The organism is Desulfarculaceae bacterium (assembly GCA_020444545.1).
GTDB lineage: Bacteria > Desulfobacterota > Desulfarculia > Desulfarculales > Desulfarculaceae > Desulfoferula.
Genome location: JAHLKT010000001.1, coordinates 499,916 through 517,985, shown reverse-complemented (window position 1 = coordinate 517,985; position 18,070 = coordinate 499,916). Strand labels below are relative to the sequence as shown.

Sequence of the window (18,070 nt, the reverse complement as noted above, 5' to 3'; positions counted from 1 at the left end):
GCCGTAATTTTCCCCCCACCGGGCCGCGGATCGTGGCGACCCTATCTCATGGGGGCAGGCAAAGGCGCTGGCGGCCGCCTGTCAGGTTTAAGCATTCACTGGTTGGTGGTATCCAGTGGCGCTTAAGAATGAGTCTAACTTAGCGGCACCAACATAGACTATGACCCTGGGCATGTCAAGGAATGAGATGGGGGATCAACTGGTCCAGGCTGGTGACGAAGCCGGCCACCCCCGGAATCTCCGGGAAATCGCCCCGGCCCCGGGGGGCCATGACCCAGGTGGCCATGCCCGCCCGGGTGGAGGCCAGGGCCCCCATGGGCGCGTCCTCCACGGCCAGGGCCTCGGCGGCGGGCAGGCCGCTGAGGGTCAGGGCCTTGAGATAGGGCTCCGGGTCGGGCTTGCCCGAGGTGATGTCCTCCACCGAGACCACCGCCTTGATCAGGCCGTCCAGGCCCTGGTGAATCAAAAAACCCTCGGCCACCGAGCGCAGGGTGGAGGTGACCACGGCGGTGAAAACCCCGCGCTTGGCCGCCTCTTCCAACAGCTCGCGCCCCCCGGGCATGACCACCGCCTCCCGGGTGTAGGTTTGGTCCACGTATCCGTAGTAGAGCTCCACCAATTCATCCACGCTGTGATTCAGACCGTGGTGCTCCTTGAGGGCGGACATGATGTCGTAGGGGCTGCGCCCGGCCCACTGATGGGGCCCGCCGCCCATGCGCCCCACCCCCAGCTCCTTGAGGAAGCGGTCGGTGGCCGAAGTCATCACCTGCATGGAGTCGGCCAGGGTGCCGTCCAGGTCCAAAAACAGGCCTTTGGCCTTGTTATCACTCACGATCGACCTCTCTCCCCCGCCCTCGGGGTGGCGCACTAACTGCCTTGCATGTATATCTTAATCCTAATGTACCGTGTCGCGACCAGCCTGGCCAATATTCACACGAAGGCCATGGCCCCTTCCTTGACTTTACCCGCCGCCAAAGCTAAGATGACCGCAATATAATGGGTTAGGTGTCTAATGACTAACTATATCTTGGTATTTTTGGCCGTTTTCAGCCCCACCCTGGCCTGGGCGGCAAATGGGGTGGGGCGGGGCACCGACGTCTGGGACATGGTCTGGTCCGCGGGCCTGGTGGTGCAGGGCGTCCTGCTCATTCTGATTATATTTTCGGTAGTTAGCTGGGGGCTTATCCTGGCGAAGCTGAAAAGCCTGCGCGACGCGCGCAATCAGAACGAGCAGTTCGACAACCTGTTCTGGAACGCGGGCAGCCTTTCGGCCGCCGAGGGCCAGATTCGCCACCTGAATGCCAGCCCCCTGGCCAACGTGTTCACCGTGGGCTACGCCGAGCTGGGCAAGGTCATGCGCCTCAGGCAGGGCGAGCCCGGCCTGCCCGCCGGGGTGATGCCCAACCTCAAGCGGGCCCTGGACCGGGCCCAGGCGGCCGAAAGCACCCGCCTGGGGCGCGCGGTCACCTTCCTGGCCACCACGGCCAACACCGCACCCTTCATCGGCCTGTTCGGCACGGTGTGGGGCATCATGGACGCCTTCCGCTCCATCGGGGCCACCGGCGCGGCCAACCTGGCCACCGTGGCCCCGGGCATCGCCGAGGCCCTGGTGGCCACGGCCACCGGCCTTTTCGCGGCCATCCCGGCGGTGGTGTTCTACAACCACTTCAACCGCAAGCTGGTGGTCTTGGAGGCGGAGATGGACTCCTTCTCCCAGGACTTCCTCAACCTGGTGGAGCGCGATTTGATGCGCCGCCGGGGCCCGGCGGTGGAGGCGGTGCGGCCTTCGGAACTGGAAGGGGGAGAGGGCTAGAGCCATGGCCGGCGTGGGCAACAAGGGCCGTTTCATGGGCGAGATCAACGTGGTCCCGCTGGTGGACGTGGTCCTGGTGCTCCTGATCATCTTCATGGTGGCCGCGCCCATGATGGTGCAGGGCCTGGACGTGAAGCTGCCGGCCACCGACTCCGGGGCGCTCAAGACCAGTGACGAGCTGTTGGTGCTCACCGTGACCCGCCAGGGCAAGGTGTTCCTGGACGAGTTCGAGGTGGGCATCGACGGCCTGGCCGCCAAGCTGACCAACATCCGGGCCCGCAAACCGGGCACCCGGGTATATCTCCGGGCCGACAAGGACGTGGCCTACGGCATCGTGGTGCAGGTCTTGACCGAAGCCAAGAAGGCCGGGGTGGACAACCTGGGCATGGTCACCGAACCCGAGCGCGTGGCTCCTCCCCAAAAGAAGAAGAAAAGCTCGTGAGTTCCATGGCCCTCAGACGCCTGGGCGGCCTCGGCGGCGAGCAGGTGGGATGGGCCATCGGGGTGAGCCTGGGCCTGCACCTGCTGCTGGTGGGCGTGCTGGCCTTTTGGCCCGGCTGGCGGCTCACCAAGCCCAAGAGCTTCGCGCCGGTGTACAACGTGGCCCTGGTCAGCCCCTCGGTGCTGGCCCGTCCGGCCCCGGCTCCACCCGCGCCGCCCAAAAAGGCCGCGCCCAAGCCCGCGCCGGTGAAGGCCGCGTCCAAGCCGGCCCCCAAGCCCCAGCCTAAAAAAGAAGCGGTTGCCCTAAAAAAGGACCGGCCCAAGCGCCTGAAGCCCAAGCCGGTGAAAAAGCAGCCCGACCCCAGCAAGCTGCTGGCCAGCCGCCTCAAGCGCATGGAACGCCGGGTGAAGGCCGAGCAAAGGGCCGAGAAGAGCCTGGCCAGCGCCATGAGCAAGCTGGAGAGCAAGGTGGCCAGCCGCCAGGCGGCCTCCGGGGCCTTTGCCGCCGGGGCGGCCACGGCCGATACCACCAGCTTGCGCTTTCAGGTCTATTACACTGAGATATGGGAGCGGGTGCGCCGCCATTGGGTGTTGCCCGAGGCCTTGGTCTCCAAGCCCGGCGGCCTGGAGGCGGTGGTGGTGGCCCGCATCCGCCGCGACGGCACCCTGGCCAAGGTGTGGCTGGAGAAGAAATCGGGCAACAGCCGCCTGGACGCCAGCGCCGTCCGGGCGGTGGAGCGGGCCGCGCCCTTTCCGCCCCTGCCCAGCGTGGTGCGGGGCCGGGAGCACGAGGTGGGCCTGAGATTCATGCCAGAAGACTTTAACGGCTGACCAGCCGCGGAGAGAGAATGCGCCGCCTAGTAGCCCTGCTGATCATCCTGCTCACGGTCCTGGCCCTGGCCGCTCCGGCCAACGCCAGGGTCTACATCGACATCACCCAGCCCTTTTCCAAAAAGCTGCCCCTGGCCCTGACCCAGTTCCAGCCCCTGCCCGGCGCGGCCTCGGACCCCATAGGGGCCCAGGGCACGGACCTGCTCAAGCGCTACCTGGGCTACACCGGCCTGTTCGACTTCCTGGACCCCAAGAGCTTCTTGGGCGCGCCCAAGCTGGAAGGGGTGGACTACCGCCGCTGGTCGCGCATCGGGGCCGAGCTACTCATCACCGGCGGGTACAAGCTGGAGGGCGGCATCTTCACCCTGGAGCTGAGGCTCTACGACCTCGCGGAGACCAAGCTCCTGGTGGGCCGCCGCTACGACGGGCACACCAAGGACCTGGGGGCCATGCTGGCCCGCTTCGCCGACGACGTGATGCTGGCCATCACCGGCGAGCGCAGCATCTACAGCACCATGATCGCCTTCGTGGGCAAGCGCGAGCGGATCAAGGAAATCTATTTGATGCGCTTCGACGGCTCCGGAGTGAGGAAGCTTTCGCACAAGGGCGACATCAGCCTGTACCCCGCCTGGAGCCCAGACGGCGCCTTGGTGGCTTATTCCTCCTACGTGAAGCGCCGCCCGGCCATCGTGGTGCACGCCCTGGCCGGGGGCAGCGGCAAGGTGGTCTTGAACAAGCCCGGCGTTAACCTCACCCCGGCCTTTAGGCCCAAGCACCAGGGCCAGTTCGCGGCCGCCTTGTCCTACACCGGCAAGACCAACATCTTCCTGGCCGACCTGAGCGGCCGGGAGATCAAGCGCCTCACCGACGGCTGGGGCATCGAGGTGGCCCCGTCGTTCAGCCCGGACGGGCGGCGCATGGCCTATGTGAGCGACCGGGGCGGCAACCCCCAGATCTACGTGTTGGACCTGGACACCGGCACCAACCGGCGCATCACCTTTGGCCACAAGTACGCGGCCAGCCCGGCCTGGTCGCCCCGGGGCGACCGCATCGCCTACCAGGCCCAGGTGAAGGGTGCCTTCCAGGTGGCCACCATCCGCCCCGACGGCAGCGACATGCGCGTATTGACCTCCGGCTGGGGCGGGGGCGAAGACCCCACCTGGAGCCCGGACGGGCGGCTCATCGCCTACACCAGCCGGGGCACCGGCCGCCACCAGATATACCTGATGACCGCCGGCGGCGAGTTCATCACCCGGCTGACCAATCTGCCCGGCGATCAGACCGACCCGGCTTGGTCTCCCCGGGGCATAATGGTTAAATGAGAACTCAAACAACAATCGGCAGGAGGCTTCGCGTGAAAAAGTATCTAATCTGGATCATGGCCGCGTCTCTCATGGCGGGCATGGCCGTCTTGCCCCTGGGCTGCGCCAAGGAGCCGGTGCCGGGAGTCAGCGGGGCCATGAGCGAACAGGACAAGGCCCGCCTGGCGGCCGAGCAGGAGCGCCGCCTTCGGGAACAGCGCCTCAAGGAAAGCCAGCTCAAGGAGCAGCAGGCCCGCGAGGGCGAGGCCAAGCTCAAGGACATCTTCGTCAACACGGACATCCATTTCGAGTATGACCGTTACGACCTGACCCCCGAGGCCAAGCAGATCCTCAACGAGAAGGCCGCCTACATGCAGCAGCATCCCTCGGTGCAGGTGATCATCGAAGGCCACACCGACGAGCGCGGCTCCAACTCCTACAACATGGCTCTGGGCGAGAAGCGCGCCAAGGCGGCCGAGGCCTACCTCTCCGCCATGGGTATCAACCCCTCGCGCATCGAGACCGTGAGCTACGGCGAGGAGCGGCCCCTGGTGATGGGACAGACCGAGGAGGCCTTCGCGGCCAACCGCCGGGCCCACTTCGTTATCAAGTAATCGTCCGGACGGCCCGCCGCCAGGGCCGTTCGCGCGGGAGGCGTGTATGAAGGCGACAACTCCGGCAATCCTCTGGTCTCTGTTGGCCGTGGCCCTTATTTTGGGCGGCTGCGCCACGGTGGAGCCGGAGCAGTTCATGGCCCTGCAATCCCAGGTGTATCAGCAGCAGCGCAGCCTGGCCGATATGAGCAAACGGCTGGACACCCTGAGCAAACAGGCGGAGCAGGCCCGCAAGCCGCGCGCCGAGCTGGTGTCCGAGGTGGCCAGCCTGCGCCAAGACCTGATGCGCCTCTCGGGCCGGGTGGAGGAGAGCGAGCACAGCCTGGGCCAGGCCATGAGCGCCAAGAGCCAGGCCGAGCAGGCCCAAGCCAAGGCGGACACAGCCAAGAGCGCCGAGCTGGACAAGCGCCTGGCCAAGGTGGAGGCCTATCTGGGCATGTCCGGCGCCGCCGCCGCGGCGGCGGCCGCTCCGGGCAAGGCGGCCGCGGCCGCGCCCAAGGGCCCCCCGGCCGAGCCCCAGCCCAAGGACATCTACAACCTGGGCCTGAGGCTCTACAAGCAGAAGTCCTACGCCGCTTCCCGCGACCGGTTCGAGGAGTTCGTCAAGAAGTATCCCAAGAGCAGCCTGGCCGACAACGCCCAGTACTGGGTGGGCCAGACCTTCTATGCCCAGAAGAAGTTCGAAGAGGCCATCCTGGCCTACAACCACATGATCAAGCACTATCCCAAGAGCTCCAAGGTGCCCGCCGCCCTGCTGAAGCAAGGCCTGGCCTTCCGCGCCCTGGGCGACAAGCGTACCGCCAAGATAGTGCTGGGCAAGCTGGTCAAGGACTATCCTAAGTCCTCCCAGGCCAAGGTGGCCAAGAAGGTGCTGAAGAAGCTCTAGGGGCGAGCTGGATTTTGGCCCAAAGCGAAGCGTCTTTGCAGACGGGAGCTCCGAAGCGGGGCTCCCGTTTTTCATAAGGCCCGCCGAGGCGGGGCGAGGGGAGGTGTGGGTTGGCGAAGCTCATCAAGTGGCTGGCGGCGGGGGTGGTTCTGGTGGCGCTTATCGGCCTGGGCCTGTGGTGGTGGCTGCCCAGCCTGAACACCCCCCAGACCACGGGCGAACTAGCCCTGCCCGGCCTCAAGGCCCCGGTAAAAGTGGTGCGCGACGCCAAGGGCATGGCCTATATCTTCGCCGCCGACTTCGAGGACATGTGCCGGGCTCACGGCTTCATCACCGCCCAGGACCGCCTGTTCCAGATGGAGGTGATCCGCCGCCTGGCCACGGGCCGCATCTGCGAGCTGGCCGGCGAAAAGGCCCGCCCCCTGGCCATGTACTATCTGACCCTGGGCTTCAAGCGCAACGCCGAGCGGATGGCCAAGAAGCTCACCCCGCAATCGCGGCGCTTCATGGAGGCCTATCTGGCCGGGGTGAACCATTTCATCGCCCACCGCCAAAGCGAATACCCCCTGGAGTTCAAGCTGGCGGGCATAAAGCCCACCCCCTGGGAGGTGAGCGACAGCCTGGCCATGCAGCTGTTCATGAGCTGGGGCTCCTCAGGCAACCTAAAGACCGAGGCCGCCGCCCAGATGCTGGTGGACAAGCTGGGCCTGGAGCGGGCCAAGGAGATATTCCCCATCACCGTGAACCCCGAGGAGCCGGGCCCGCCCGCCCAGACTCCCGCGCCCAAAAGCGCCCTGCGCCTGAACCTGGCCGGCGACCCGCGCCTGCCCCTGCTCCTGAGCAGCGGCGAGCTGGGCCTGAGCAGCAACAACTGGGCCATCGGCCCGGGCATGAGCGCCAGCGGCAAGCCCATCCTGGCCAACGACCCCCATCTCGACTCGCGCATCCTGCCCGGCCCCTGGTATCCCGTGGGGCTGATTCTGCCCAACCAGCGCTGGGTGGGGGTGGGGGTGCCGGGCATCCCGGGCATCGTGGTGGGCCGCAACCAGAACGTGGCCTGGGGTGTGACCAACGCCTACGGCGATTGCCAGGACCTCTACGTGGAGACCCTGGCCCCCAACTCGCCGGACAGCTACATGGAGGACGGCAAGCCGGTGCCCTTCCAGGTGGTGGAGGAGACCCTGAACATCAAGGACTCCGACGCGCCCGGCGGCATCCGCCACGAGAAGGTGAAGATACGCCTGACCAAGCGGGGGCCGGTGGTCAGCGGGGTGCTGGGCATGCGCACCGACAAGGTGCTCACCCTGCGCTGGGCCCCGCTGGAGGCCTTTGACGGCCGCCTGGGCCTGGACCAGGCCATGCGGGCCACCAACGTCCGCGAGTTCCGCGACGGCATCCAGGGCATGCGCCACTTCGTACTGAATTACGTGTTCGCCGACCGCGACGGCGGCTTCGGCTGGGTGGTCATCGGCGGGCTGCCCAAGCGCGGGCCGGACCAAGGCACGGTGCCCTACGTGGTCACCACGGGCCGGGACAACTGGCTGGGCTGGATACCCGACCGCGAGATGCCCCAGGCGCTGAGCCCGGCCAAGGGCTGGATCGGCACCTGCAACCACAAGACCGTGACCAAGGACTATCCCTACTATTATTCCTCGCGCCTGGCCCCCTCCTGGCGCTACCGCCGCCTGATGCAGCTAATGGCCCAGCCGGGCAAGAAGACCGCCGCCGACTCCTGGGCCTATCAGCGCGACGACAAGAACCTCATGGCCCAGCAGCTGGCCCCGGTGCTGATCAAGGCCCTGGACCAGGACCCGGAGACTGAGCCCCTGGCCCGCGTGCTGAAGAAGTGGGACCACCGCGACCGAGCCGACGCGGCCGCGCCCCTGGTGTTCCAGGCGGTGTACAGCCGTTTGGCGCTCATCACCCTCAGGGACGAGCTGGGGGAATACCTGGCCCGCTACATCCTGGATCAATACTATTTCTGGAAGGAGCGCCTGGCCGACAAGGTCTTGCACGAGCCGGGCTGGTCCTGGTTCGACGACGTGGGCACCCCGGACCCGGAGAACCGCGACGAGGTTATCCGCCGCGCCGGGCGCGAGGCCATGAACGACATCGGCGGCAACCCGGCCGAGTGGCGCTGGGGCGACGCCCACATGCTGGAGCTGGTCAGCCCGGTGGCCCGCACCGGCTTCCTGGCCCCCTGGCTGGGCGAGTTCCACCCCATGGGCGGCTCGGAGTCCACCCTCTTGCGCGGCATCTACGACTTCAACCGCCCCTACAAGGTGGTGGTGTTCGATTCGCTGCGCATGGTGGCCGATCTGGCCGACGACGACAAGGTGATGGCGGTGCTGCCCGGCGGGGTCACCGCGCGGCTGTTCAACCGCCACACCAGCGACCAGGTGGGGCCCTACATGAGCGGGCAGCCGCTCTACTGGTGGCTGAGCAACCGGGCCATCAAAAAGCACACGGTCAGCGAGCTGATGCTCAAGCCGGGCAAATAATCCGCGCCCCAAAAAAAGCGGCCCTGCCCATGCCGGGCGGGGCCGCTTGCTTGTTGAGGCGGGTTTCTAGTAGCCGCTGCCGGGGCAGGACCAGCCCTTGTTGCCGAACTTCTGGCGGCACTGCAGCAGGAAATCGTTCTGCTTGTTCGACAGCTCATTGCGGAGTTGGTTAACATCCTTGGAAAGCTCGCGCATGCGGGCCTGGTCCGGGTTGGGCTCGTTCCACATGGTCTGGAGCTCCATCTGCTTGGTCACCAGCTCCTGGCGCAGCTTCAGGGTGTCCTTCTGATGCTCCTGGAACATCTTTTGCCAGGCCTGGCGGTCGGCCGGGGACATGGACTGCCAGCCTTGGTAATTGGGGCCGTAACCGCCGCGTTGGCCGTAACCGCCGCCCGGGCCCATCATGCCGTAGCCGCCGCGCATGCCATAGCCGCCGCCCGGGCCCATCATGCCGCGGCCGCCACGCATCCCGTAGCCACCGCCCTGACCCATCATGCCGGGCCCCATGCCGCCGCCCGAACCCATGCCGTAGCCGGGGCCGTAATACTGGCTGCCTTGCCGGTTGCCGGGTTGCCCCTCTTGCTGGGCCCAGGCGGCACCGGCCAGGCAAATCAGGGCCGCCAGGCAAATGCTGATAATGATAATTCGTTTCATAATGCCTCCCTCGGACTAGGATTATATTCCCAGTCTGATGGCAGGCGGAGGCTCAAACAAGGCCGGAGCTACTCGGGCAGGGGCCACTCGCCGCGCTCTTCGAGGACTTCCTTGAGCACCTTGAGGCCCTGGTTTACCACGGGCATGCCTGCGTATATGGCCACCTGGAAGATGGTCTCGGCCACGTCGTGGGGGTCGCAGCCCACGTTGAGGGCGGCCCAGATGTGCAGCTTGAGCTCCTCGGTGCGCTCCAGGGCGGTGAGCGTGGCCACGGCCACCAGCTGGCGGGTGGGGTGGGGGAGCTTCTCGCGGGCGTACATCTGCCCGGTGATGAACAGGCTCAGGTCCAGGGCCAGGCCCTTGTCAAAGCTCCGCCACAGGTCGTAGGGGCGGTCGTCCTTGTAGCCGTCGAAGTACAGCTTGGCCGTGGCGCCGGTCTTTTTCTTCAGTTCGTCGCGATCCATTTGATTACCTCGTTGTTAGCTAATAATTTTACGGAGGCTCCTACCTGCGTACTCGTAAACATCATAGTATTCTCGCCAGGTTGATTCTTCGCGTGAATCGACACCAATCAGTACCATCAATTCACATGAACTCGTATCCATCAAATTACCGCGCAATAGGAACTCCTCAAGGTGTCTTTTGAGTTCTTCGGCAGTTACGTCTTTGCCTTGGTAACAGATCAATATTTTTACGGGACTTTTTACGCACATTAGTTTCCATAAGCAGTACGCAATATAGTTTTTGTCTCTCTTGTTTTCATGCTCAATTATTATTCTTGGGAGCATGGAAGGCCAATCAACGCTGTCGCTTTTGTCAAGGAATACAAAGTCTAAACCTAAATATTCACCGCTTTCATCATGCCTCTTGGTTTCCGAGGGGCGTCTGCGGACTACGTTGCAGTTTAAGTTGTCACCTATTTTGTCCATAATTTCGCCAACTTTATCTGTCCAAGCGCCGCCGAAGAAGCCCTCGTATTTGTCAGGGTCATCTTCGAATTTCTCGAAAAACCTTTCGAGCCATATTCGTGAAGTCATTTCTCTCCCCCATTGACGTTTGTTTGGAAAAATTGTCCCCACTTTAACACGGCCTACCCCACCAAAAAACACCGCAATATTGCGTGAACAATATTGCGGAACGCTTTTTGGGAAGGGGTCCGGGGGAACCCTTTTTCTCAAAAAAGGGTTCCCCCGGCTGGTCTTATCTCTTAGGCCCTCAGCCCTTGATGATCCTCGGGATCATCATGTGGTGATGGGGGCACAGGGACAGCGGGTTCTGGTAGGAGGCCTCGGCAAAGGCGGTGAGGTAGCTCCTGAGGTCGCTGTAGTTGACCACCTCGTCCACGAAGCCCCGGAAGGCGCAGTACCAGGGGCGGGACTTGTCGTAGTACATCTGGGCCAAGTCGTTCATCTTGTCGATGACCGGCTGCAGGTCGCGGCCCGCGTCCTTCTCCTTGACCAGGCGGCGCGAGAAGCTGGCGGCCGCGGCGGTCTCGCCGTGCATCACGTAGATCTCGCTGGTGGCGGTGCCCAGGGTGAAGGAGTTGTTGTTGTTGGCCGTGGGGCCGCCCATGACGTAGTGGGCGGCGGCGGTGCCCTTGCGCAGAAGCACCAGCATCATGGGCACGTCGGTCTGCTCGATGGAGTAGATCAGGCTCTGGCCCAGGCCCAGAAGCTCGGCCTGCTCGGCGATGTCGCCCACGTCGATGCCGCTGGTGTCCTGGAACCAGATGATTGGCACCCGGTCGCGGCCGCAGAGAGTCACGAACTCGTTCATCTTGATCAGGCCTTGGCGGTAGAGCTTGCCGCCGATGCCCATGTACTCGCCGTTGGCATATTCGGGATAGCCGGGAGGCAGGAAGCCCTGGCGGTTGCCGATGACGCCGACGGCCAGGCCGTTCATCTTGACCAGGCCGGTGTAGATCTCCGGGCCGTAGCCGGGCTTGTACTCCATGTGCTCGGAGCCGTCCACCAGACGGGCCAGGCACTGGTCGAAGTCGTAGGACATCTTCTGGTTGAAGTTGACCAGGTAGTACAGGTCGTCGGCCGGGAAGGCGGGCTCCTTGGGCTCATCCACCCGGAAGAAGTCCAGGTCATAGGCCGGCATCTGGGCCATGTGCTTGCGGATGGAGTTCAGCACGCCTTCCTCGGTGTCGTGCACTTCCTTGAAGAAGCCGGTCTTGTCGTGGTGGATGCCCACGCTGCCCGGGGGCACCTCCTTGAAGTGGCGGGTGGCCTCGATGAGCTGCTCGGCGCCTTCCACGTCGAAGCCGCCCTTGGGGCTCATGCCGCCCACGATGCCGCCGCCGCCCACCGCGATGTTGCAGTCCTTGTGGGCGATGAGGTAGGTGGGGCTGATGCCCTGGTAGCCGCCGCCGGCGGGGTTGGTGCCCCAGATGCCGGCCAGGATGGGGATGCCCAGCTTCTCCAGCTCGGCATGACGGAAGAAGGTGGTGCCGTTGCCCCGGCGGTCGGCGTAGACCTCTTCCTGCTCGGTGAGCTTGACGCCCGAGCAGTTGACCAGCCACACCAGCGGGATGTGCAGGCGCTTGGCCAGGTCGGTGATCCGGAGCTGGTTCTCGGCTTGGCCCGCGATCCAGGCGCCGGCCATCACCTTGTTGTCAAAGCCGGCCAGCACGCACCACTTGCCGTCGATCTTGGCCAGGCCGTCCACCACGCCGGTGGTGCCTTCCACGTTGTTCTTGGGGTTGTAGAGGATGTGCAGGGGCCGGAAGGTTCCCGGGTCCACCAGCTTCTCGATGCGGTCCCAGATGGTCAGCTGGCCGCGGGAGTGGATCTTCTCGGCGGGCAGGCCCGCGTTCTTGACCCGTTCGATCTCCTCGGCGATTTTGGCCTCCACCTCGAGGATGGCGGCCTTGTTGTCCTCGGCCTTGGCCTTTTTCTTGTCGCTCAGGGCCTTGCCGAAGGCGGGCATGTTTTGGAAATAGGGATGCATGTCGTGTCGCTCCTGACTACTTGTTGGCCTTGCGCAGGCCCAGGGCGTCCATGGCCACGATGAACTTGCAGATGTTCGCGCTGCCCTCGACCATGAAATAAGTGGGCGCGTCGCGGTAGAAACGGGCCACCGGGTACTCGGTGCTGTAGCCGTAGGCGCCCAGGATGCGCATGGCGTAGTTGGCGCACATGCTGGCCGTCTCGCCGGACTTGTACTTGGCCGCCGCCACCTCCAGGGTGTTGCCCAGCATGCCGTCGTCCTTTTGCACCGCGGCCTTGTAGACCAGCAGGCGGGCGGCCTCGATCTCGATGGCCATCTGGGCGATCTGATCCTGCACCATCTGCAGGGTGGCGATGGGCTTGCCGAACTGCTCGCGCTCGTTGGCGTACTTGATGGCCTCGTCCAGGCAGGCCTGGGCCAGGCCCACGCCGCCGGCCGCCGCGCTCAGGCGGGTCTGGTTCAGCGAGCCGAAGACGATCTTGGCGCCGTCGCCCACCGCGCCCAAGAGGTTCTCCTTGGGCACTTTCACGTCCTCAAGGTAGATCTCGCCGGTGGGGCTGGAGCGGCTGCCCATCTTGTCCAGGTCGGTCACGCTCACGCCCTCGGCCATGGTGCCGTCTTCGTTTTTCAGGTCGCAAACAAAGGCGCAGAGCTTCTTCTTGCCTTCCACCGTGGCGTAGGCGTAGTAGATCACGCAGTTGGCCGTGGAGGCGTTGGAGATCCAGGTCTTGGAGCCGTTGAGCACCCAGTAATCGCCCTTGTCCTCGGCGGTGGACTTCAGGCTCATCACGTCGGAGCCGGCGTTGGGCTCGGTGATGCCGAAGCCGCCCATGTACTCGGCGGTGACCAGCTTCTCGATGTACTTCTTCTTGGCCTCTTCGGTGCCGTACCGGTAGATGGTGAAGGCGCAGCCCAAGGTGTTCATGTTGATCTGCACGCGCAAGCTGCTCGATGCCCGGGCGATCTCCTCGGTGATGATCATGGCGGCCAGCCAGCCCATCTCGTTGCCGCCGTACTCCTCGGGGATCACCGTGCCGAACAGGCCGAGCTCGGCCATGGGCTTGACGACTTCCTCGTAGGGGAAGTAGTGATTCTCATCCCACTCGTCGGCGTTGGGGGCGATCTGCTCGGACGCGAAATCGCGCACCATGTCGCGCAGCATCACCAACTCTTCGCTAAGCTTGAAATCCATTTCCTTTTTTACCTCCTGGTAGGGGCCGGTCCTCGGTCCCCTCTGTTAAAAACCATTCCCTCGCGTGGGCCGGTGCGGGGCGGCCCGGGTTTATCTATTTGTCGCGCACCTTGGCGGCCAGGTTGCGGGCCACGATAAGGCGCTGGATCTGGTTGGAGCCGTCGAAAATCTGGATGCCCTTGGCCGCCCGGAAGAGTTGGGCCGAGGCGTTGTCCGCCTTGGCCATCTCGGTTCCCAAGACGGTGGAGGCCATGTCGGCCACCTTCATGCCCGTGTCGGCTGCGAAGCACTTGGCCATGGAGACCATGGACTCCACCTGGCGGGCGCTGGAGCGGTGGTCGTCCACCAAGCGGCACACCCGGTAGTTCAGACTGCGGCAGGCCTCGATCTGCATCTCCATTTCAGCCAGGGTGAAGGCGATGGCCTGCTCGGAGAGCAGGCGGCGCTCCACCGCGAAGTTCAGGCAATCGTTGAGCACCCCCTGGGCGGTGCCCAAAGCCAGGGAGGCCGCGCCCCACACCCGCATGGGGTTGGACACGTCGGCCAAGACCCTCCAGCCCTCGCCCTCGGGCCACAGGCGCATGTTCTCGGGCACGAAAACCTTGTCCAAGAACATCTGGCTGGTGATGGAGCCGTGCAGGCCCATCTTTTTCTCCGGCGGCGCAAAGACCACGCCCTCGGCGTTGCGGTCCACCAGAAGGGCGCTGATGCCCGCCGCCCGGGGGCCGGGGCCGGTGCGGGCGAAGACCAGGTAGTAGCGGCCGTGAGGGCCGATGGTGATGTAGGTCTTGCTGCCCGAGACCAGGTAGCCGCCCTCGGTGGGCTCCGCCTTGGTTTGCAGGCTGGCCGCGTCCGAGCCGTAGTCCGGCTCGGTGAGGCAAAAGCCCAGGGCCTTGTCCCCGGACTTCAGCTCCGCGAACAGGCGCTTTTTCTGCTCGCGGGTGCCGGTGATGGCGATGGTGCGCAACACCGCGTTGGTCACGAACACCATCAGCGCCGCGCTGGGGCTCTGGGCGGCTATGGTCTCCACCATCAGGGCCAGGCTGGTGGCGTCTCCCTCGGCCCCGCCGTATTCGCGGGGCATGGCCAAGGCGAAGAGCTTCTCTTGGGCAAAAGCCTCGTAGGCCTTTTGGGGGAAGGCGTGGGTACCCTCGATCTCGCGGGCGATAGGGGCGATTTTTTCGCGCACCAACGCCTCTACCCGTTGGCGTAACTCGTGCTGCTCTTGGGTCAGAAAAAGCATGCACCCTCCCGGCATGGGCCAGCGGCCCGCGCGGCTAAAGGTCTAACCTTAAGCTTAAACCTTATAGCCCATTTGCCTGGGCTTGACAAGAAAGTGGTGTCACAATGTAGCTACAATATGGCGGTCAAGTAAACCTTTTTTTTAAAAATATCGCCCTCGGCCCGGTGCCGGGGGGTTGGCCCCTCGCGGGGCAAAGGTTAGACTTTAAAGCATGTATCGCACTGCGTTATTTCTCCTGGCCGGGCTTTTCCTGGCCGCGCTTCCGGCCCCGGCCCAGGACACCTCCGCCCCTCCGGCCGTGGGCAGCGAGGAGGAACTGACCCAGGGGGTGCGCTCCGGCCGCCTGGGCCGCGACGAGCTCATCGCCAAGGGACGCGAGCTTTCCTACTTCGAAAAGCTTCGGCTATACTACTATGCCCAGGAACTGGAGCCCTACTTCCGGGGGGTGGAGGAGGCCATCCGCGACCTGGCCCGCACCGCGCCCGCCGACCAGGCGGCCCTGGACCAGGGGCGCCAGGCGCTCTACCAGGCCATGGCCCGCTCCTGGCAGCGGCTCCAAGACGCCAAGCGCCCCGGCCCGGCGGTGGAGTGGAAACGCGGCCTCACCGGGCTGGTCTACCTGGACTACGACTGGCGCGACCGGGTGGCCGAGCAGGGCAAGGACGAGATCACCAACCCCTATGATCTGGTGGCCCTGCTGGATTGCCTGGACGCCCATCTCAGGGGCCTGGAAGCGGGAAGCATAGACGCCTGCCCGGTCACGGCGGGGCAGGGGACCAGCGGCAAGGGAGAGAGCAAGCAGCCATGAACGAGCAGGACGCCTTTGTGCAAATAGCCGAGCTGGAGACCGAAATCGAGCAGCTGGCCCAGGAGCAGGCCGAGTGCGCGGCCGAGGCCAAGCGCCTGGTGGAGTCCGAGGCAACCGGCGGCCCGCCCCAGGCGGCGGAGATACATCGCCTCAAGCAGCGGAAAATGATGCTGGGCACCCAGATGCAGCATCTTCGGGCCCGGGCCAGCGCCCTAAAGCTGGGCATCTACTAGATAGCAAGGGAGGTCACGGTGGAAAAGAAGATACTGATCGCGGTGGACGGCTCGGCCACGGCCCAGCAGGCGGTTGACTACGTGGGCCTGATGCAGGGTGCGCTCATCCGCGACCTCGCGGTGACCCTCCTGTACATCATGAACCCCATCCCGCCCTATCTGCGCCGCGACTCCCAGCGCAACCCCGAGGCCTTTTCCCGGGTGCGCGAGCTGGAGACCAAAAACCGCAAGCAGGCGAGCCAGGCCCTGGGCAAGGCGGCCGAGCGTTTGGTGCGCGCGGGCATGAGGGAAGAGGCCATCGAGCAGAAGCCGGTGCCCCGGGCCAGCGACGCGGCCCGCGACATCCTCTTCGAGGCCGAGCACGGCATGTACGACGCCCTGGTCCTGGGCCACCGGGGCAAGGGCAAGGCGGCCGAGATGCTCATGGGCTCGGTGACCAACAAGGTGGTGCAGCACGCGGAGCGTTTGCCGGTGTGGGTGGTGGGCGGCTCGGTGGATAGCCGCAAGGTGCTCTGCCCGGTGGACGGCTCCGAGGGCTCGCTACGGGCGGTGGACCATCTGGCCTTCATGATGGGCGAGAACCCGGACACCAAGATCACCCTGTTCCACGTGGGCGCCTCCCTGGGCAACTATTGCACCCTGGACTTTCTGGAAAAAGACCTGGCCGAGGACATCGAGGCCGACCTGATGAACTCCGACGGCCAGTGCATGGACGACTTCTACGCCCGGGCCTTGCGGGTATTGGCCGACGCGGGCCTGGGGCCCGAGCAGGTGGAGACCAAGAGCAAGGAGGGCGGCCTGTCCGTGGCCGGCGCGGTGCTGGACGAGGTAAAGCAGGGCGGCTACGGCACCGTGGTCCTGGGCCGCCGCGGCGAAAACCGCTCCTTCTTCCTGGGCCATGTCAGCGACAAGGTGTTGGCTAAGAGCAAGGACATCGCCGTCTGGATCGTCGGGTAGCGGGCGGCCACGTCAGACGCGGCTATGCTGCGTTGCGGGCTTCGCTCCAGCCTCGACGTAGCTAAAGGCTACGCCTCCGGCTGTCGCTTGCCCGGCGCCTTGCCTAGCCACGCCTGACTGTGCCGCCTGGGGGTGGGCTCGGGCGGGATCGTTTGCAGCCGCAGAACGGTCCGCCTTGTCTGGCGACGCCCGGATGCTCTGCTTGGGGGGATGTTAAATAAAATCATTGTCATTGCGAGGAGCGGCCTCTTGGCCGCGACGCGGCAATCTCGGTTCGCAGCAGACGCTCCCAAAGGACAATGAGAGGCAGTTAATAAGGCTAAATTTTTCGGGTGTCTCCATCCAAGCAATACTGGGTCTACATCCTCACCAACAAAAGCCACAAGGTGCTCTACACCGGCGTGACCGGCGACCTGCGCCAGCGCATGGAGCAGCACAGAGGGCGCTCATCTTCCTTCACCGCCAAATACAAGGCCGACAAGCTGGTCTATGCCGAGCCGTTCGGGGATATTCAGGAAGCCATTGCCCGCGAGAAGCAGATAAAGGCGGGCTCCCGCCAAAAGAAGCTGGATTTAATCAGGGAGCTGAACCCTTACTGGAAAGACTTGAGCGAGGACCTTTGGTGAGCACTTGGCGCTAACCGAATCCGTGGCACCTGCTCCGGGCAGAGATTGCTTCGCTTCGCTCGCAATGACAAAGTACTTTTCCTTTTACAAACCCAAAACGACTCAATCGGCCCGGATTTTTCAAGCAATCCACAAAAAAAGCACGGCCTTGTCATTGCGAGGAGCGGCCTCCTGGCCGCGACGCGGCAATCTCTGTGCGGTAGGAGGCGGCAGCGCATCAGGCAGCGCGACGCGATTACCGCAAACACGCCCACCCAAGCACTCTTCGCGTAGGCGACGCCGTCTCTTGCAAGCAGGGATTGCTTCGCTTTGCTCGCAATAACAAAGCTTGGTTTGTTCGAATAGCCCCCCGGCAAGAAAACAGTCTCCCCCTAATCCTCCCCCATGCCGAAGAGCAGGTTGTGGAAGGCCTTGGTGGTCTCCTTGCTCACCGCCTCGCCCACCCGGGCCATGAACAGGTTCTCGGCCCGTAGCCCGATGTTGGGCTCGTTGGTGGGGTACTGCTTGAAGCCCAGGCGGCCCAGGAGGTGGACCAGGGTGTCGCGGTACTCCTGCAAGGACTTCTTGGTGTAGTCCAGGTCCCAGGTCCAGGAGTAGCCCACGATGTAAAGGATGCGCTCGGCGTTGGCCGGGTCGTTCATGAGCATCTGGAGCATGGGGGTCATCAGCTTGTGGTCGCGCCAGCCCCGCGCGGTCTCCCCGAACACCTCGAACATCACCGGCGGCTTCAGGCGCACCCAGCGCTCGCCCTCCTGGGGCGGCCGCAGCACGCAATAACCCACGATGCGTTTGCCTTCGAACAGGCTCAGGCAGAGGTTGCTCTGGGGCTGGGCGGCCACGTTGGCCAGGCTGGCCTTGCTGGTCAGGATGGAGCGGTAGGCACTGAACACCCCGATGCCCTGGGCCAGCTCAAGCTCCTCTATTTCCTGGGGAGTAAAGCGGTCGCGCACCAAGACCGGCCCGCGCGGGGTCTCCACCTGCCGGGATTGAGGGGGAGGGGTCATGGCGCGACGGG

19 protein-coding genes are annotated in these 18,070 nt (G+C 64.7%); 11 read left to right on the top strand and 8 right to left on the bottom strand.

Annotated features, from left to right (window positions below; genetic code table 11):
- Window positions 1-175 precede the first annotated feature (175 nt).
- Window positions 176-832: an HAD family phosphatase gene (locus tag KQH53_02410; protein ID MCB2225502.1), complete on the bottom strand. Its 657-nt coding sequence runs from the start codon at window positions 830-832 to the stop codon at window positions 176-178.
- 180 nt (window positions 833-1,012) lie between these two features.
- On the opposite strand from KQH53_02410, the gene tolQ reads away from it, so the two are divergent.
- The 7 genes from tolQ (at window position 1,013) to KQH53_02375 (ending at window position 8,387) form a co-directional block, all read left to right on the top strand.
- Window positions 1,013-1,813: a protein TolQ gene (gene tolQ, locus KQH53_02405; protein ID MCB2225501.1), complete on the top strand. Its 801-nt coding sequence runs from the start codon at window positions 1,013-1,015 to the stop codon at window positions 1,811-1,813.
- 4 nt (window positions 1,814-1,817) lie between these two features.
- On the top strand, window positions 1,818-2,255 hold the full coding sequence (locus KQH53_02400; GenBank protein ID MCB2225500.1) for a biopolymer transporter ExbD: 438 nt from the start codon (window positions 1,818-1,820) through the stop codon (window positions 2,253-2,255).
- Window positions 2,252-3,085: a cell envelope integrity protein TolA gene (locus KQH53_02395; protein MCB2225499.1), complete on the top strand. Its 834-nt coding sequence runs from the start codon at window positions 2,252-2,254 to the stop codon at window positions 3,083-3,085. Before KQH53_02400 ends, KQH53_02395 begins: the two co-directional genes overlap by 4 nt.
- Window positions 3,086-3,102: 17 nt before the next feature.
- On the top strand, window positions 3,103-4,407 hold the full coding sequence (tolB, locus tag KQH53_02390; GenBank protein ID MCB2225498.1) for a Tol-Pal system beta propeller repeat protein TolB: 1,305 nt from the start codon (window positions 3,103-3,105) through the stop codon (window positions 4,405-4,407).
- 32 nt (window positions 4,408-4,439) lie between these two features.
- Window positions 4,440-5,000, top strand: a complete 561-nt coding sequence (gene pal, locus KQH53_02385; protein ID MCB2225497.1) for a peptidoglycan-associated lipoprotein Pal — start codon at window positions 4,440-4,442, stop codon at window positions 4,998-5,000.
- 46 nt (window positions 5,001-5,046) lie between these two features.
- Window positions 5,047-5,886: a tol-pal system protein YbgF gene (gene ybgF, locus KQH53_02380; protein MCB2225496.1), complete on the top strand. Its 840-nt coding sequence runs from the start codon at window positions 5,047-5,049 to the stop codon at window positions 5,884-5,886.
- A 110-nt stretch (window positions 5,887-5,996) separates the two neighbouring features.
- Complete coding sequence (locus KQH53_02375; GenBank protein ID MCB2225495.1) at window positions 5,997-8,387, top strand: penicillin acylase family protein; 2,391 nt, start codon at window positions 5,997-5,999, stop codon at window positions 8,385-8,387.
- 66 nt (window positions 8,388-8,453) lie between these two features.
- Here the strand turns inward: KQH53_02375 and KQH53_02370 are convergent, their stop codons facing one another.
- From KQH53_02370 to KQH53_02345, 6 genes are all read right to left on the bottom strand, one after another.
- Window positions 8,454-9,041, bottom strand: coding sequence for a periplasmic heavy metal sensor (locus KQH53_02370; GenBank protein ID MCB2225494.1), 588 nt, complete (start codon window positions 9,039-9,041; stop codon window positions 8,454-8,456).
- Window positions 9,042-9,109: 68 nt separating this feature from the next.
- Window positions 9,110-9,505, bottom strand: coding sequence for a carboxymuconolactone decarboxylase family protein (locus KQH53_02365; GenBank protein ID MCB2225493.1), 396 nt, complete (start codon window positions 9,503-9,505; stop codon window positions 9,110-9,112).
- 15 nt (window positions 9,506-9,520) lie between these two features.
- Window positions 9,521-10,078, bottom strand: coding sequence for a hypothetical protein (locus tag KQH53_02360; GenBank protein ID MCB2225492.1), 558 nt, complete (start codon window positions 10,076-10,078; stop codon window positions 9,521-9,523).
- 178 nt (window positions 10,079-10,256) lie between these two features.
- Entirely contained in the window at window positions 10,257-11,996 is a 1,740-nt protein-coding gene (locus KQH53_02355; GenBank protein ID MCB2225491.1) for a glutaconyl-CoA decarboxylase subunit alpha, read from the bottom strand.
- A 16-nt stretch (window positions 11,997-12,012) separates the two neighbouring features.
- On the bottom strand, window positions 12,013-13,188 hold the full coding sequence (locus KQH53_02350; GenBank protein MCB2225490.1) for an acyl-CoA dehydrogenase family protein: 1,176 nt from the start codon (window positions 13,186-13,188) through the stop codon (window positions 12,013-12,015).
- A 94-nt stretch (window positions 13,189-13,282) separates the two neighbouring features.
- On the bottom strand, window positions 13,283-14,431 hold the full coding sequence (locus KQH53_02345) for an acyl-CoA dehydrogenase family protein (GenBank protein ID MCB2225489.1): 1,149 nt from the start codon (window positions 14,429-14,431) through the stop codon (window positions 13,283-13,285).
- A 211-nt stretch (window positions 14,432-14,642) separates the two neighbouring features.
- Between KQH53_02345 and KQH53_02340 the strand changes: the two genes are divergently transcribed.
- The 4 genes from KQH53_02340 to KQH53_02325 all read left to right on the top strand — a co-directional run bounded on the left by KQH53_02340 (window position 14,643) and on the right by KQH53_02325 (window position 17,055).
- Window positions 14,643-15,239: a hypothetical protein gene (locus KQH53_02340; protein ID MCB2225488.1), complete on the top strand. Its 597-nt coding sequence runs from the start codon at window positions 14,643-14,645 to the stop codon at window positions 15,237-15,239.
- The gene (locus KQH53_02335) at window positions 15,236-15,472 is read left to right on the top strand and encodes a hypothetical protein (protein ID MCB2225487.1); all 237 of its coding nucleotides are present in this window, start codon (window positions 15,236-15,238) and stop codon (window positions 15,470-15,472) included. The genes KQH53_02340 and KQH53_02335 overlap by 4 nt, the downstream gene beginning before the upstream one ends.
- Window positions 15,473-15,490: 18 nt before the next feature.
- Window positions 15,491-16,429, top strand: a complete 939-nt coding sequence (locus KQH53_02330; protein MCB2225486.1) for a universal stress protein — start codon at window positions 15,491-15,493, stop codon at window positions 16,427-16,429.
- Between the two features lie 332 nt (window positions 16,430-16,761).
- Window positions 16,762-17,055 carry a GIY-YIG nuclease family protein gene (locus KQH53_02325; GenBank protein ID MCB2225485.1) on the top strand — a complete coding sequence of 98 codons (294 nt, stop codon included), beginning with the start codon at window positions 16,762-16,764 and terminating at the stop codon, window positions 17,053-17,055.
- Window positions 17,056-17,426: 371 nt separating this feature from the next.
- Here the strand turns inward: KQH53_02325 and KQH53_02320 are convergent, their stop codons facing one another.
- On the bottom strand, window positions 17,427-18,059 hold the full coding sequence (locus tag KQH53_02320; GenBank protein MCB2225484.1) for a hypothetical protein: 633 nt from the start codon (window positions 18,057-18,059) through the stop codon (window positions 17,427-17,429).
- Between the last annotated feature and the right edge of the window lie 11 nt (window positions 18,060-18,070).